The sequence below is a fragment of the Streptomyces sp. NPDC054842 genome (genome assembly GCF_053611025.1).
Genome location: NZ_JBSGZN010000009.1, coordinates 85,804 through 102,079, shown reverse-complemented (window position 1 = coordinate 102,079; position 16,276 = coordinate 85,804). Strand labels below are relative to the sequence as shown.

Below are 16,276 nucleotides of genomic sequence, written 5' to 3'. Positions count from 1 at the left end.
CCCCCGCGACGGACGCGGGCCCCCGTGGCACCGAGACAGGAGGCTCACGTGCGCAGACTGAGCAACCTCGCCATATCCGCCGTCACCGTGACGGCCCTGTGCTCCGGCGCGTGGCTGCTGCGCAGCGGCGCCGAGGGGCAGACGCCCCCGCAGCCCTCGGCCGCGCAGGCCGCGTCGCCGGGAGCGACCGAGGGGCAGTCCGCGGCGCCCGCGCTGCCGCCCTCCCCGCCCGACCGCGTCCGCATCCCCTCCATCGGCGTGGACGCCCCGCTGATGGGGCTCGGGCTCACTCCGCAGGGCAGCCTGGACGTCCCGCCGGCCGCCAGGAAGAACCTCGCCGGCTGGTACGAGGCCGGCACCGCCCCGGGCGACACGGGCACCGCCGTGGTCGCCGGTCACGTCGACAACACCGAGGGACCGGCCGTCTTCTACCGCCTCGGCGGCCTGAAGAAGGGCAGCTCCGTCGAGGTGGCCCGCCGGGACGGCACGGTCGCCCTGTTCACCGTGGACGCGGTCGAGGTGTACGACGCCCGCGCCTTCCCCGACGAGAAGGTGTACGGCGCGGCCCGGCGCCCCGAGCTGCGCGTCATCACCTGCGGGGGTGGCTACTCGAAGGCGACGGGCTATCTGGGGAACGTGGTCGTCTTCGCCCACCTCACCGGGAGCCGCTGAGCGGACCGGCGTGCGGACCGGCGGGCGGACCGGCGGGCGGACGGGCGGTGCGCGGGCGGGAGCCGACGAGCGTACAGGCGACGCGCGGGGCGGCGGTGCGCGGCCGGGTCAGGCCAGCCACTGCTGGTACGCCAGGTTCGCGACCAGGGCGAAGACCACCGTCAGCAGCACCACCCGGACGAACCCGCTGCCCTTCTTGAGCGCGGTGCGCGCCCCGACCGTGCCGCCGACGAGGTTGAAGACGGCCATCAGCGCGGCCAGCTGCCAGTAGACCGTGCCCTTCCAGGCGAACGTCGCGAGGGCGCCCGCGTTGGTGCAGCAGTTGACGATCTTGGCGGTGGCGGAGGCGGTCACCAGGTCGAGGTGGAGCAGCGCGGTGAGGGCGAGCACGAGGAACGTGCCGGTGCCGGGGCCGATCAGACCGTCGTAGAAGCCGATGCCGAGGCCCGCCAGCCCGATGGCGGCCAGGACGCGGCGCGGGGAGACCGGCTCCGTCGACGGGGCCGTGCCGAAGGCGGGCCGCAGGATGACGAAGGCTCCGACGCCCAGCAGGACGACCATGACGACGGGCTTCAGCACCTCGGTGCTCATACCGGCGGCGACGAACGCGCCTCCCGTGGACCCGGCGAGCGCCGCCAGCCCGATGCGCACGGCCGTGCCGACGTCCACGGGTGCCTTGCGGGCGTAGGTGACCGCCGCGCCGGTCGTGCCGACGATCGCCACCGCCTTGTTGGTGCCCAGCGCGTACTGGGCCGCCGACCCGGAGTTCGGCAGTCCGAGCAGCAGCGCGGGCAGCAGCAGGAGGCCGCCGCCGCCGACCACGGCGTCGATCCAGCCCGCCGCGAGGGAGGCGAGGCAGAGGACGACGACCATGGTCAGCGATATGTCGGGCATGATCGGGACCCTACGGAGCGGATGGATGTGCCGTCCACGGACCTGAGGGTCTTCTGAGGTTGCCCCCGGCCGCGCACCGGCGCCGCGCCGCCGCCGTGCTGCACACCCCGCCCGCCCCGCGCCGCGCCCCCGTCGGCGCTCGCGGACCGAGAACCCCACCGACGCTCGCGCCCCGCGCACCGGGTCCGCCGCCGTGTGCCGCACCTCACCCACCGGCGCTCGCCGCACCGCGCACCCGGCCCAGCGCCGTACGCCGCACCGCCCCGCGGGTGCTGACGCCGCGCCCCGGGCGGCTCACAGCGCCTCGCCGGGCCGCCCGCAGAACCCTCACACCCGGCACGTGCCCGCGCTGAGCGCAGCGTTCCCCGCGGGAAACGGGAGTGATGCGACCGGGTAACACCGGCCCCGCACGCTGCTGACATGACCTCGAAAACGCGTGTGGTGGTGATCGGCGCCGGGATCGCGGGCGCCCGGCTCGCCCAGCGGCTCGACGAGCTCGGCGTGTCCGTCGTGCTCATCGGTGAGGAGGAGCACCGCCCCTACAACCGGGTGCTGCTCGCCGAGGTCCTCGCCGGGCGGTACGCCCCCGAGGTGATCGCCCTGCCGGCCCCGGCCGGCCTGGTCCGCACCCGGGTCACCGGCATCGACCGGGCCGCCCGCACGCTGCACTGCGCGGACGGTTCCGACATCGCCTACGACACGCTGGTCCTGGCGACCGGCTCGAACCCCGTACTGCCGCCGCTGCGCGGCCTGTTCGCCCAGGGGCGGCACGAACTGCCCGAGGGCGTGCACGCGTTCCGCACCATGGACGACTGCCTCGGCCTGTCGAAGGCCGTCCGGCAGGGCACCCGCGCCGTCGTCATCGGCGGCGGCCTGCTGGGTGTCTCGGCCGCCCGGGCGCTGGCCGTGCGCGGCGCCCAGGTGGTCCTCGCCCAGCAGGCCGAGCGGCTCATGGAGCGCCAGCTCGACCCGTCCGCGTCCCGGCTGGTGCACCGCCACCTGACGGAGCTGGGCGTCGAGGTGCACACCGAGACGCGGGTGCGCGACGTGCGCTGCGTCGGCGGGGCCGTCCGCTCGGTCGAGATGGCCGACGGGTACGCCCTGGACGCCGACCTCGTCGTCCTCGCCTGCGGGGTCCACCCCCGGGTGGGACTCGCCCAGGACGCGGGCCTGGCCGTCCACAAGGGCGTCATCGTCGACGACCAGCTGCGCACCTCCGACCCGCACATCCGCGCGATCGGCGACTGCACCCAGCACGAGGGCACGGTCTACGGACTCGCGACCCCCGCCCTGGAACAGGCCGACGTGCTGGCCGGACTGCTGGCCGGCGGCGGGGGCGAGGACACCGCCCGCTACGCCGGCACCCGGGCCCTGACCCGGCTCACCCTGACCGGGAACGCGCCCTTCGACCTCGCCGCCTTCGGCGAGACCGACCCCCGCCCGGGCGACGACGTCATCCAGCTCACCGACGCCACCCGCGGCACCTACCGCAAGGTCGTCGTCCGCGACGACCGCCTGGTCGGCGGCGTACTCGTCGGCGAACTCGGCACCGTCGGCGCGCTCGCGCGCGCCTGGGAGGGAGCAGAGCCGCTCCCCGCGGACGGCGCTCCCCTGCTCCACCTGCTCACCAACGACGGAGGCTCCTGATGACCGCCACCCTGGGGGGCACCCCCACGATCGTGCTCGTCGGCCACGGCATGGTCGGCCAGCGCTTCCTCGAAGCGCTCGCCGAGCGTGGCCTGACCGCCACGCACCGCGTGGTCGTGCTGTGCGAGGAGCCGCGCCCCGCGTACGACCGGGTTCAGCTCACCTCGTACTTCTCGGGCCGCACCCCCGAGGAACTCTCGCTGTCCGACGAGGAGTTCATCAAGGAGCACGGCATCGAGCTGCACCTCGGCGACCCGGCCGAGACGATCGACCGCGAGGCCAGGAAGGTGACGGCCCGCTCGGGCCTGTCCTTCTCCTACGACACGCTGGTGCTCGCCACCGGCTCGTACCCCTTCGTGCCGCCGGTGCCGGGCAAGGACGCCGAGGGCTGCTTCGTCTACCGCACGATCGAGGACCTCCTCGCCATCGAGGAGTACGCGAAGTCCCGGGCGACGACCGGCGCGGTGGTCGGCGGCGGTCTGCTCGGCCTGGAGGCGGCGGGCGCCCTCAAGGGGCTCGGACTGACCTCGCACATCGTGGAGTTCGCGCCGCGCCTGATGCCGGTGCAGGTCGACGAGGGCGGCGGCGCGGCCCTGCTGCGCACCATTGAGGAGATGGGCCTGACCGTGCACACGGGCACGGGCACGCAGGAGATCGTCGTCGGCGAGGACGGCGCGGTGACCGGCATGAAGCTGTCCGACGGCTCCGAACTCGCCACCGACCTCGTGGTGTTCTCCGCGGGTGTCCGGCCCCGCGACCAGCTCGCCCGCGACACCGGCCTGACGGTCGGCGAGCGCGGCGGCATCTCCGTCGATGAGCAGTGCCGCACCTCGGACCCGCACGTGTTCGCCATCGGCGAGTGCGCGCTCGCCTCGGACGGCCGGGTCTACGGTCTGGTCGCGCCCGGCTACGAGATGGCCGAGACGGCCGCCGCCACCATCGCCGCGGACGAGGCGAGCTTCACCGGCGCCGACCTCTCCACCAAGCTGAAGCTGCTCGGTGTCGACGTCGCCTCGTTCGGCGACGCGCACGGCGCCACCGCGGACTGCCTCGACGTCGTCTACGCCGACTCCCGCTCGGGCACGTACAAGAAGCTGGTCATCGGCCGCGACGGGCGGCTGCTCGGCGGAATCCTGGTCGGCGACGCGGACGCGTACGGCACGCTGCGCGCGCTCACCGGGTCCGTGCCGCCGATCGCGCCCGAGCAGCTCGTGCTGCCGGCCGGCTCCGGCGGTCCCGTCGCCCTCGGCCCCTCGGCGCTGCCGGACGAGGCCGTCATCTGCTCCTGCCACAACGTCACCAAGGGCACGATCCGCGGCGCGGTCACCGAGCACTCCTGCACGACGGTGCCCGAGGTGAAGAAGTGCACCAAGGCCGGTACCGGCTGCGGCAGTTGCGTCAAGGTGCTGGGCCAGCTGGTCACCGCCGAGCTGGAGGCGAGCGGCGTCGAGGTCGACAAGGGCCTGTGCGGCTGCTTCGCGCAGACCCGCGAGGAGCTGTACGAGATCGTCCTCGCCCTGCGCGTCAACTCCTACCAGGCGCTGCTGGACCGCTACGGCCGCGAGGACGCCCGGGGCGGCGACGGCTGCGAGACCTGCAAGCCCGCCATCGGCTCGATCATCGCCTCGCTGGCCCCGGCGATCGGCGCCGACGGCTACGTCCTGGACGGCGAGCAGGCCGCGCTCCAGGACACCAACGACCACTTCCTCGCCAACCTCCAGAAGAACGGCTCCTATTCGATCGTGCCGCGCATCCCCGGCGGTGAGATCACCCCGGAGAAGCTGATCGTGATCGGCGAGGTGGCCCGCGACTTCGGCCTCTACACGAAGATCACCGGCGGTCAGCGCATCGACATGTTCGGCGCCCGGGTGGAGCAGCTCCCGCTGATCTGGGCCCGGCTGGTGGACGCCGGCTTCGAGTCGGGGCACGCGTACGGGAAGTCGCTGCGGACGGTCAAGTCCTGTGTGGGGCAGACCTGGTGCCGCTACGGCGTGCAGGACTCGGTCCGCATGGCGATCGACCTGGAGCTGCGCTACCGGGGTCTGCGCTCCCCGCACAAGCTGAAGTCGGCGGTCTCCGGCTGCGCCCGCGAGTGCGCCGAGGCCCAGTCCAAGGACTTCGGCATCATCGCCACCTCCAACGGCTGGAACCTGTACGTGGGAGGCAACGGCGGTGCGACCCCGCGCCACGCCGACCTGCTCGCCCAGGACCTCTCGGACGCCGAACTGGTGCGCCTGATCGACCGGTTCCTGATGTTCTACATCCGCACCGCCGACCGCCTGGAGCGCACCTCCACCTGGCTGGAGCGCATCGAGGGCGGCCTGGACCACGTGCGCGACGTGGTCGTGCACGACTCGCTCGGCATCTGCGAGGAGCTGGAGGGCCTGATGCGGGCCCATGTCGCGGGCTACCGCGACGAGTGGGCCGAGACCATCAACGACCCCGAGAAGCTGGCCCGGTTCGTGTCCTTCGTGAACGCGCCCGACACGCCCGACCCGGTCGTCGGCTTCGTGCCGGAGCGCGACCAGATCAAGCCCGACCTGCCGCTGCTCACCATCGGCACGCGGCCCGCCGAAGCCCTGGAAGGAAGCGCCCAGCGATGACGATCGCCCCCGAGACCACCGCCCTGAAGGTCCGGCTCCGCCTGGAGGACGACTGGTTCACCGTCTGCGACCTGTCCCTGCTGACCCCGGGCCGGGGAGTCGCGGCCCTGCTGCCCGACGGCCGGCAGGTCGCGCTCTTCACCGACCGCGCGGGGCGTGCGTACGCCATCGACAACCGTGACCCGTTCACCGGCGCGGCGGTCCTCTCCCGGGGCCTGACGGGCAGCAGGCAGGGGCGGGCGTTCGTCGCCTCGCCGCTGCTCAAGCAGCGCTTCGACCTGGCCTCCGGGCAGTGCCTGGACGACGACTCGGTGCGGGTCGCGGCGTACGAGGTGCGGACCTTCTGAGGGCGCCCTCCCACCCCTTCCACACTTGGCCGCTCGTTCCGGAAACGTCGCGAACGTCGTCACGGCCGGGCGCGCCCCGGGGCCGCTGAAGGAGACGGTCACCCTCGTGGAGGAGCGGGGCGGCAAGGCGCCCGCCGTGCCCGCCGACGTGTCCCGCTCCGGTGAGGCTCGGGCTCCGGTGAGGCTCGGGCGCTGGTCGAGGCGGCCGTCGGCCACTTCGGCTCCCTGGACGTCGCGGTGAACTACGCGGGGCTTCCGGGGCGGCGGCGCGGTGAACTACGCGGGGCTTCCGGGGCGGCGGCGCGGTCGCCGACCTCCCCGAGGCGGACTGGCACACGCAGCTCGACATCGACGTCGCGGGCGTGTTCCTGGCGCTCCAGGCCCAGATCCGCCGGACGCGGACCCAGCCGGACGGCGGGGTGATCGTGAACGTCGCCTCCCACATCGGCGCCCACACCCGCCTGCCGGGCGGCGCCGCCCACGGAGCCTCCAAGGCCGCCGTGGCCGCCCGCGCCCGCGCCCGCGCCGCCGCCCTGGACCACATCGCTGACGGCGTCCGCATCAACGCCGTCAGCCCGGGAGCCACCGCGGCCTCGATGTCGCTGCCCGGCGAGACCGAGGCCGGCCGCGCGGAGCGCATGCGGCACGCGGTGCCGCTCGGCCGCGTGTCGACGACCGGGGAGGTGGCCGCCGCCGTCCTGTACCTGTCGTCCGACGACGGCGCATCGGTCGTCGGCACGGACCTCGTGGTCGACAGCGGCGCCTCCCTCTGACACGGGCCGCCCGCCCCGTCCGGTCCGGCGGGAGGCGGGTCAGCTCTTCAGGGCCTCGTACCGGACGCCCGTGAGCTCCTCGGAGGCGGTCCACAGCCGTCCGGCCAGCCGGTCGTCGCGGGTCCGGGCGGCCCGCCAGGACGCGGCGGGCGCCCCGCGCCACATCGCGAACGCGGGGCCGGTGAAGGAGTCGGGCAGGACGCCGGGCGCGGTGGCCGCGTACAGCGTGGGCAGGGCGCCCGCCTCGGCGCTCTGCGCGAAGACGCGGTTGCCGAGCTCCGCGAACCGCTCGGCGCCCCTGCGCCCCTCCATCCGGGCTCCCGCGCTCTGGAGGTTCGTGGAGGCGTACCCGGGGTGCGCGGCGGTGGCGATCTGTCCGGCGCCGGTGGCGGCGAGCCTGCGGGCCAGCTCGTGGGTGAAGAGCAGGTTGGCGGTCTTGGACCGGGCGTAGGCGATCCAACGCCGGTATCCGCGCTCGGCGTTGAGGTCGTCGAGGTCGATGTCGGCGAGCGCGTGCACCATGCTGGACAGGGTCACGATCCGCGCTGCGGGCGTGGCCAGCACCGCGGGCAGCAGCAGTCCGGTCAGCGCGAAGTGCCCCAGGTGGTTGACGCCGAACTGGGTCTCGAACCCGTCGGCGGTACGGCCCTGCGGCAGCGCCATGACCCCGGCGTTGTTCACCAGGAGGTCGAGCCGCTCGTACGGGTACCCGGCGGCGAACTCCCGTACGGAGGAGAGGTCCGCGAGGTCCAGCCGGCGGAACACCACGTCCGCGCCCGGCACTTCGGCGACGAGACGGTCACCGGCCTCCTGGCCGCGCTCCTCGCTGCGGCAGGCGAGGACCACGCGGGCGCCGCGGCGGGCCAGCTCCCGCGCGGTGACGTAGCCGATGCCGCTGTTGGCCCCGGTGACGACCGCGGTGCGGCCGCTCTGGTCGGGGATGTCGCTCGCGTTCCAGCCCGTCATGCGGATGTTCCCTCTCCGGCGGTGTGTCCCCTCACCGTACGCCCGCCGCCCGGCCGGTCCCGGACGCGCGCGCGGGGCGGTGGCGGGCACGCCCGAGAGGGCGGCACCCCCCGCACAGGGGTACCGCCCTCTCCTGGTGCACCGGGACCGCCGCCGTGCCGGTGAGGGTCGAAAGGTGACCGGCGGCGATCCCGGGGGCCTACCGGTGGTCGCTGCCCGCCGACGAGGACGCCGCGCGTCCCGCCTCCAGGCGCGCCACCGGGATCCGGAACGGCGAGCAGGAGACGTAGTCGAGTCCCACCTCGTGGAAGAAGTGCACCGACTCCGGGTCTCCGCCGTGCTCGCCGCAGACCCCGAGCTTGAGGTCGGGGCGGGTGGCCCGGCCGGCCTCGACGGCGCTGCGCACGAGCGAGCCGACGCCGTCCCGGTCGATGGTCTCGAAGGGGGAGACCCCGAAGATGCCCTTCTCCAGGTACGCGGTGAAGAAGCTCGCCTCCACGTCGTCGCGGGAGAAGCCCCACACGGTCTGGGTGAGGTCGTTCGTGCCGAAGGAGAAGAATTCGGCGGCCTCGGCGATCTGGCCGGCGGTCAGCGCGGCCCGGGGCAGCTCGATCATCGTGCCGATGGCGAGGTTGAGCTGGACGCCCGTGGCCTGCTGGACCTCGGCGATGACCTCGTCGGCCTCGTCGCGGACGATCTCCAGCTCCTGGACGGTGCCGACGAGCGGGATCATGATCTCCGCGCGCGGGTCGCCCTTGGCGTTCCGGCGCTCGGCGGCGGCCTCCGCGATCGCCCGCACCTGCATGGTGAACAGGCCCGGGATGACGAGGCCGAGGCGGACACCGCGCAGGCCCAGCATCGGGTTCTGCTCGTGCAGCCGGTGCACGGCCTGGAGCAGCCGCAGGTCGTTCTCGTTGGCGTCCTTGCGGGACTCGGCGAGGGCCACCCGGACCGACAGCTCGGTGATGTCGGGCAGGAACTCGTGCAGCGGCGGGTCGAGCAGCCGGATCGTCACCGGCAGTCCGTCCATCGCGGAGAACAGCTCCACGAAGTCCTGCTTCTGGAGCGGGAGCAGCGCCTTCAGCGACTCCTCGCGCTCGTCCTCCGTGTCCGCCAGGATCAGGCGCTCGACCAGCTCGCGGCGGTCGCCGAGGAACATGTGCTCGGTGCGGCACAGGCCGATGCCCTGCGCGCCGAAGCGGCGGGCGCGCATCGCGTCCTCGGCGTTGTCCGCGTTCGCGCGCACCCGCAGGCGCCGCTTGCGGTCGGCGAAGGCCATGATGCGGTGGACGGCCTCGACCAGCTCGTCGGCGTCGTTGGCGCCCGCGTGCATCCGGCCCTCGAAGTACTCCACGACCGGGGACGGGACCACCGGGACCTCGCCCAGGTAGACCTTGCCGGTGGAGCCGTCGATGGAGATGACGTCGCCCTCCTCGACGACGTGGCCGCCCGGCACGGTCATCCGGCGCCGCTTGGTGTCGACCTCCAGCTCCTCGGCGCCGCAGACACAGGTCTTGCCCATGCCGCGGGCCACGACGGCCGCGTGGGAGGTCTTGCCGCCGCGCGAGGTCAGGATGCCCTCGGCCGCGATCATGCCGTCCAGGTCGTCCGGGTTGGTCTCGCGGCGGACGAGGATGACCTTCTCGCCCGAACGCGACCACTTCACCGCGGTGTACGAGTCGAAGACCGCCTTGCCGACGGCCGCGCCCGGCGAGGCGGCGATGCCCCGGCCGACCTGCTGGACCTTCGCGCCCTCGTCGAAGCGGGGGAACATCAGCTGGGCGAGCTGCGCGCCGGTGACGCGCTGGAGCGCCTCGGCCTCGTCGATCAGGCCCTGGTCGACGAGCTGGGTGGCGATGCGGAAGGCGGCGCCGGCGGTGCGCTTGCCGACACGGGTCTGGAGCATCCACAGCTGGCCGCGCTCGATGGTGAACTCGATGTCGCAGAGATCCTTGTAGTGGTTCTCCAGGGTCTCCATGATCTGCATCAGCTGGTCGTACGACTTCTTGTCGATCTGCTCCAGCTCGGCGAGCGGGACCGTGTTGCGGATGCCCGCGACGACGTCCTCGCCCTGGGCGTTCTGCAGGTAGTCGCCGTAGACGCCCTGGTGGCCCGAGGCGGGGTCGCGGGTGAAGGCGACGCCGGTGCCGGAGTCGGGGCCGAGGTTGCCGAAGACCATGGAACAGACGTTGACGGCGGTGCCGAGGTCGTGCGGGATGCGTTCCTGGCGGCGGTAGAGCTTCGCGCGGTCGGTGTTCCAGGAGTCGAAGACCGCGTGGATGGCGAGGTCCATCTGCTCGCGCGGGTCCTGCGGGAAGTCCCGCCCGGCCTCGGTCTTGACGATCTTCTTGAACTTGGTGACGAGCTTCTTCAGGTCGGCCGCTTCGAGGTCGGTGTCGACGGTGACCTTCTTCGCCGCCTTGGCCGCCTCCAGCGCCTCCTCGAAGAGGTCGCCGTCCACGCCGAGGACCGTCTTGCCGAACATCTGGATGAGGCGCCGGTAGGAGTCCCACGCGAAACGGTCGTCGCCGGCCTGCGCGGCAAGTCCCTGCACCGACTTGTCGGAGAGCCCGATGTTCAGGACGGTGTCCATCATGCCCGGCATGGAGAACTTGGCCCCGGAGCGGACCGACACGAGCAGGGGGTCGTCGGCCTGGCCGAGCTTCTTGCCCATCTTCTGTTCCAGGGCGTCGAGGTGCGCACTCACCTCGTCACGCAGTGCCGCCGGCTCCTCGCCGCTGTCGAGGTAGGTCTTGCAGGCCTCGGTGGTGATGGTGAAGCCCGGCGGGACGGGAAGACCGAGGTTGGTCATCTCGGCGAGGTTCGCACCCTTGCCGCCCAGCAGGTCCTTGAGGTCCTTGTTGCCTTCCGTGAAGTCGTAGACGAACTTCACGTCCTCGGCACCGCTCTGAGCTACGTGGGGATCTTTGTTTTCCGACACGGGTCTCGACTCCTCGACGTGACGGTGGCTGCCCTGACGGCGAGGAACATACCCAGATCGAAGGCCCCTGGGTACGTCCACTTGCGCGTCATGCGCCCGTAACCACTCGTCCGCCAGCAGATCGAAAGTCGGCGGGAGAAGCCCACTCCGGACCGGTGTTTTCACTTCTTGAACGAGCCGGCCCTCACAGGGCACCCACACCGCTCCAATGAGCGGCCGTCGGCACGATTGAGTTCATCCCGTGAACGATCACGGGGTGGCACTCAGTGCCACCCCTTAGGGAAGTGCATCCGCCGCCAAATCGCTCATCTGAGCGCTACCCCTATCAGGGGTGGCGAGAATCACGCCGTGGCCGGGGCCGCCATTTCACCATCCGGACGCCGTCGCGGACCCGTCACACGGACGACACGAAGAGGGCTCCGCCGCCGCTCACACGCCCAGTGCCGCCAGCCGCTCCTCGGCCCGCTCGGGCGCGTACAGGTGCTCCACGACCATCGCCCCGGCCCCGATCAGCCCGGCCCGGTCGCCGAGCCGCGAGGTGACCACCTCCAGGCGGGCGGTGGAGCGGGGCAGCGCCCGCTGGTACAGCAGCTCGCGCACGCCCGTGAGGAAGTGGGTTCCGGCCAGATCCCCGGCGATCATCAGGACGCCCGGGTTGAGCAGCGTCACCACGGTGGCCAGGACCTCGCCCACGTGCCGTCCCGCGTCCCGGGCGAGCGCCACCGCCTCCGGGTGGCCCGCCGCCAGCAGGTCCCGCACGTCCGAGCCCGAGGCGGCCGGCACCCCCGCCTCGGTGAGCCGCCGCGCCACCGCGCCGCCGCTCGCCAGCGCCGCCAGACAGCCGTACGAACCGCACCGGCACAGCGCGCCGGCGCCCTCCGGGACGCGGATGTGCCCGATGTCCCCGGCGCCCCCGTCGACGCCCCGGTAGACGGAGCCGCCGACGACGACACCGGCGCCGATCCCGGTGGAGACCTTGACCAGGGCGAAGGCCGAGCAGTCCGGATACCCCGTGCGCTGCTCGCCGTACGCCATCAGGTTGGCGTCGTTGTCGACGAGGACCGGCACGCGGGCACCGCCGTCGGTGCCCGCGTGCTCGGCGAGCGCGCGGCCCAGCCGGCCGCCTATGTCGTAGCCGTCCCAGCCCGGCATCATCGGCGGTTGCACGACCAGCCCGCTCGCGTGGTCGACGGGTCCCGGCACGGCGAGCCCGATGCCGCACACCGACCCGGCGCGCTGCCCGGCCTTGTCCAGCAACTCGGCGAACCGGCGGCCGAGTTCGCCGAGCACGGCGTCCGGCCCCTCGTCGAGGACGAGGATCCCCATGTGCTCCGCCAGGATCTCCCCGCCCAGGGTGAGCACGGCCACCCGGGCGTGCCGGGTGTCGAGGTCGGCGGCGAGGACGACGGCGTGGGCGTCGTCGAACTCCAGGGTGATCGAGGGCCGGCCGCCCAGCGGGGAGTCGACCGGACCGCCCGCGCCCTCGCGCAGCCAGCCCGCGCGGAACAGCCGGTCGAGGCGCTGTCCGACCGTGGCCCGCGACAGGCCGGTCTCGTGCTGGAGCGCGCCGCGCGTCGTCGCCCGTCCGCTGCGCACCAGTTGCAGCAGGTCCCCGGCGCTCGCCTGGCTTCCGGCTCTCATGGCCTTCGCCGCCCTTCCCGTCATGCCCACCCTCTTGCGTTCACCAACTCTGCATTACATATTGGGTTTTGCGTGTTAAATAGACGTAACCCTACGGTGGGTACGGCCGAACCGGCCGCCCGGACGTCTTCGGGGAGACCTGAGTGGACCGCACAGCCCAACTCACCGCCCTGCGACCGGAATCCGGCGCGCCCGAACGCACTTCGGGCACCCCTGCGCCGCCCGGTCCCGGCGGGCCCGCCGCCGCCCCGGGCAGCGCCGTATACGACCGGTCCGAGGCGCGTGCCCTGCACCGGGAGGCCGCCCGCGTGCTGGACGGCAACTGGACGGGCACGTCCACGGTGCCCTCGCGGGGCCTGTACCCGCACCAGTGGTCCTGGGACTCCGCGTTCATCGCGATCGGCCTGCGCCACCTGTCCCCCTTACGGGCCCAGACCGAGCTGGAGACGCTGCTCGGCGCCCAGTGGGCCGACGGGCGCATCCCGCACATCGTCTTCAACCCCTCCGTACCGCTCGACGCGTACTTCCCGAGCCCGGACTTCTGGCGCTCGGCCACCGCCGGACGCGCCGCGGGCGCCCCGCGCACCGTACAGACCTCGGGGATCGTCCAGCCACCGGTGCACGCCCTCGCCGTCTGGCTCGTGCACCGCGCCGACCCCCGGCTGTCCCGCGCCCGGGGCTTCCTCTCCCGGGCCTACCCGCGCCTCGCGGCCTGGCACCGCTACCTCCTGCACCGCCGTGACCTCGGCGGCGGCGGCCTCGCGGCGGTCGTCCACCCGTGGGAGCAGGGCATGGACAACAGCCCCTGCTGGGACGGGCCGCTGAGCCGGGTCACCCCGGCGCCGCCCCGCTCCTTCCGCCGCGCCGACCTCGACCACGGGGCCGCCGAGGACCGGCCCACGGACCTCGACTACGGGCGGTACGTGCGCCTGGCCGCGGACTACCGGGAGCGCGGATACGCGGACGGCGTGGGCGAGTTCGCCGTCGAGGACCCCGCGTTCAACGCCCTGCTGATCGCCTCGGAGCACGCGCTGGCCCGTATCGCGCGCGAGCTCGGCGCGACGGGGACGGCCCGGCACAGCCGCGCGGAGCGCCTCACGGAGGCCCTGGTCGAGCGGCTGTGGGACCCGGCCGAGGGCATGTTCCTCTGCCGGGACGTGCACGGGGGATTGATCCCCGAACGCGGGGTCGCCGGTCTCGTGCCGCTGGTGCTGCCCGCGCTCCCCCGCGAGGTCGCCGCGCGGCTGGCCGGCACCGTGCGGGGCCCGCACTTCGGGCTCGGCACCACCGCCCGGCTCGTGCCGAGCTACGACCTCACCGGCGCGGCGTTCGACGCGCGCCGGTACTGGCGCGGCCCCGCCTGGTTCAACACCAACTGGCTGCTGGAGCGCGGGCTGCGGCTGCACGGGGAGCACGGGCCGGCGGACGCCCTGCGGGCCGCGCTGCTGGACACGGCGGGCACCTCGGGATTCGCCGAGTACGTGGACCCGTACACGGGTGAGGGCTGCGGGGCGACCGGCTTCGGCTGGACGGCCGCGCTCACCCTCGATCTGCTTCACCGGCCCCCCGGGTGCGACGCGCGGAACGCGTCCCGCGCGGGGGAGGGCACGTCGACATGAGGGACCAGGGAGGGGACCGGGGATGACGGACCGGCATCATCTGCTCGTGCGGGGCGGGACGTTCGCCGCCGTGGGCGACGGCGGGGACATCAGCGGGGTACGCGGCGGCGGCTCGCCGGACGGCCTGTTCGTGCGCGACGCACGCCATCTGAGCCGCTGGCAGCTGACCGTGGACGGCGCGGTGCCCGAGGCACTCGCGCCGGTCGCGGACGGCGACACGGCCCGCTGCGTGCTCGTACCGCGCGGCGGCCGCCAGGAGCCGCCCGCCTACACGCTCTTCCGCGAACAGGCCGTCGCCGACGGCGCGTTCGTCGAGGCGCTGCGGGTCACCAGCAACCGCGCGGCACCGACGACGGTCCGCATCGCGGTCACCGCGGACGCCGACTTCGCGGACCAGTTCGAGCTGCGCTCCGACTACCGCACGTACGCCAAGCGGGGCGCCGTCCGGACCCGCGAAATCCTCGACGACGGCGTGGAGTTCGGCTACCGGCGCGGCGAATGGCGGTCCTGTACGACGGTCACCGCCGATCCCGCCCCCGACGGCGTGGAGGAGACGGGGACCGGCGCCCGCCGCCTGGTCTGGTCCCTGGACCTCGCGCCGCACGGCTCGGCGGAGCTGGCCCTGCGGGTCGCGGCCCGCCCGCACGGCGTGCCCCGGATGCCGGACGTCCCGCCCTCCCCCGCCGCCGTCAACGAGCAACTTCTGGAACTGGAGGGCGAGTTCGCGGAGGGTGTGCCCTTCCCGACCGGCTGGCCGGAGCTGGCCGCGGCCTGCGCGCGGGGGCTGTCCGATCTCGCGGTGCTCCAGGTGCCCGCGCGCGGCCCGGACGGCGAGGACCTGCGCGTCCCCGCCGCGGGTGTGCCCTGGTTCCTCACGCTGCTGGGCCGCGACGCCCTCCTCACCTCGCTCTTCGCCCTCCCCTACCGGCCCCGGCCGGCCGCCGCCACGCTCGCCGCGCTCGCCGCGACGCAGGCCACCGGCACGGGCACGGGACCGGTCGCCCAGCCCGGCAAGATCGTGCACGAGGTGCGGCACGGGGAGCTGGCGCACTTCGGGCAGGTGCCGTACGGGCGCTACTACGGCTCGGTGGACGCGACGCCGCTGTTCCTCGTCCTGCTCGGCGCCTACGTGGAGCAGACCGGCGATGTCGCCCTGGCCCGCCGGCTGGAGTCCCACGCGCGGGCCGCGATCGGCTGGATGCTGGACCACGGGGGGCTCACCTCCCGCGGCTACCTCGTCTACCGGGCGGACGAGGGCGGCCTCGCCAACCAGAACTGGAAGGACTCGCCCGGCGCCATCTGCTCGGCCGGGGGCGGCCGGCCCACCGGCCCGGTGATGGCGGCGGGCGCGCAGGGGTACGCGTACGACGCGCTGCGCCGGACCGCTCAGCTCGCGCGGACCGTGTGGGGCGACGAGAAGTACGCGGCCCTGCTGGAGCAGGCGGCCGCGGACCTGCGCGACCGTTTCCAGCGGGACTTCTGGATGCCGGAGCACTCCTTCCCGGCGCTGGCCCTGGACGGCGACGGCCGCCATGTCGACGCGCTCGCCTCCGACGCGGGTCACCTGCTGTGGTCGGGGCTGCTGGACAAGGAGTACGGCGAGCTGGTGGGCCGTCGGCTGCTGGCACCGGACTTCTTCTCCGGCTGGGGTGTGCGCACGCTCGCCGCCGGCCAGCCGGCGTACCACCCCCTCTCCTACCACCGGGGGTCGGTCTGGCCGCACGACAACGCCCTCATCTGCCTGGGCCTGGCCCGCTACGGGCTGCACGACGAGGCCCGCACCGTCGCCCACGCCCTGGTGGACGCGGCGACGGCGGCCGGACACCGTCTCCCGGAGGTGATCGCGGGCTACGGCCGCGACACCCACGCGGAGCCGGTCCCGTACCCGCACGCCTGCGTCCGCGAGTCCCGCTCGGCGGCGGCTCCGCTGGCGCTGCTCACCGCGGTGGGCGGCGCCTGAGCGATCCGGTCCCGCCGGGCCGCCCCGGTCGGCGGCGCCGGACGCTGTACGCCGGTCGGCGGCGCCAGGCGCTGTACGCCGGTGGTGGGGCGGGCGCTGACCGCCGGTGGGCGTCGGGCGCTTCGGGTTCGGTGGTGGGTCGGGGCCGTGCCGGTACATCCGGCCGTCGGTGGTTGGTGTCGGCGTCCGTCACCAGCATTCCTCGGTTGCGTA

The 16,276-nt window shown here is 73.8% G+C and carries 10 protein-coding genes and 1 pseudogene; 7 read left to right on the top strand and 4 right to left on the bottom strand.

The features are described from left to right. The first annotated feature begins 48 nt into the window (after window positions 1-48). Entirely contained in the window at window positions 49-672 is a 624-nt protein-coding gene (locus ACWGIS_RS09695) for a class F sortase (protein WP_453361843.1), read from the top strand. A gap of 108 nt (window positions 673-780) precedes the next feature. Here the strand turns inward: ACWGIS_RS09695 and ACWGIS_RS09690 are convergent, their stop codons facing one another. Continuing rightward, on the bottom strand, window positions 781-1,566 hold the full coding sequence (locus ACWGIS_RS09690; protein ID WP_453361842.1) for a sulfite exporter TauE/SafE family protein: 786 nt from the start codon (window positions 1,564-1,566) through the stop codon (window positions 781-783). 420 nt (window positions 1,567-1,986) lie between these two features. Here ACWGIS_RS09690 and ACWGIS_RS09685 point away from each other — a divergent pair, with 420 nt between their 5' ends. The 4 genes and pseudogenes from ACWGIS_RS09685 to ACWGIS_RS09670 form a co-directional block, all read left to right on the top strand. Next, the gene (locus ACWGIS_RS09685) at window positions 1,987-3,213 is read left to right on the top strand and encodes an NAD(P)/FAD-dependent oxidoreductase (RefSeq protein WP_453361841.1); all 1,227 of its coding nucleotides are present in this window, start codon (window positions 1,987-1,989) and stop codon (window positions 3,211-3,213) included. After that, window positions 3,213-5,816, top strand: a complete 2,604-nt coding sequence (nirB, locus tag ACWGIS_RS09680) for a nitrite reductase large subunit NirB (protein ID WP_453361840.1) — start codon at window positions 3,213-3,215, stop codon at window positions 5,814-5,816. Before ACWGIS_RS09685 ends, nirB begins: the two co-directional genes overlap by 1 nt. After that, window positions 5,813-6,163: a nitrite reductase small subunit NirD gene (gene nirD / locus ACWGIS_RS09675; protein ID WP_453361839.1), complete on the top strand. Its 351-nt coding sequence runs from the start codon at window positions 5,813-5,815 to the stop codon at window positions 6,161-6,163. The genes nirB and nirD overlap by 4 nt, the downstream gene beginning before the upstream one ends. Window positions 6,164-6,212: 49 nt before the next feature. Then, window positions 6,213-6,936, top strand: a pseudogene (locus ACWGIS_RS09670) (SDR family NAD(P)-dependent oxidoreductase); the annotation flags it as partial. Window positions 6,937-6,975: 39 nt separating this feature from the next. Here the strand turns inward: ACWGIS_RS09670 and ACWGIS_RS09665 are convergent. From ACWGIS_RS09665 to ACWGIS_RS09655, 3 genes are all read right to left on the bottom strand, one after another. Beyond that, window positions 6,976-7,902: an oxidoreductase gene (locus tag ACWGIS_RS09665; protein ID WP_453361838.1), complete on the bottom strand. Its 927-nt coding sequence runs from the start codon at window positions 7,900-7,902 to the stop codon at window positions 6,976-6,978. Between the two features lie 199 nt (window positions 7,903-8,101). Then, on the bottom strand, window positions 8,102-10,843 hold the full coding sequence (gene ppdK, locus ACWGIS_RS09660; RefSeq protein WP_453361837.1) for a pyruvate, phosphate dikinase: 2,742 nt from the start codon (window positions 10,841-10,843) through the stop codon (window positions 8,102-8,104). A 429-nt stretch (window positions 10,844-11,272) separates the two neighbouring features. Beyond that, entirely contained in the window at window positions 11,273-12,484 is a 1,212-nt protein-coding gene (locus tag ACWGIS_RS09655) for an ROK family protein (RefSeq protein WP_453361836.1), read from the bottom strand. A gap of 143 nt (window positions 12,485-12,627) precedes the next feature. Here ACWGIS_RS09655 and ACWGIS_RS09650 point away from each other — a divergent pair, with 143 nt between their 5' ends. Together ACWGIS_RS09650 and ACWGIS_RS09645 are read left to right on the top strand one after the other, a co-directional pair. Then, the gene (locus ACWGIS_RS09650; protein WP_453361835.1) at window positions 12,628-14,103 is read left to right on the top strand and encodes an MGH1-like glycoside hydrolase domain-containing protein; all 1,476 of its coding nucleotides are present in this window, start codon (window positions 12,628-12,630) and stop codon (window positions 14,101-14,103) included. Between the two features lie 22 nt (window positions 14,104-14,125). Beyond that, a complete protein-coding gene (locus ACWGIS_RS09645) occupies window positions 14,126-16,063 on the top strand; it encodes an amylo-alpha-1,6-glucosidase (protein ID WP_453361834.1) in 1,938 nt (645 codons plus the stop codon). The last annotated feature ends 213 nt before the right edge of the window (window positions 16,064-16,276 follow it).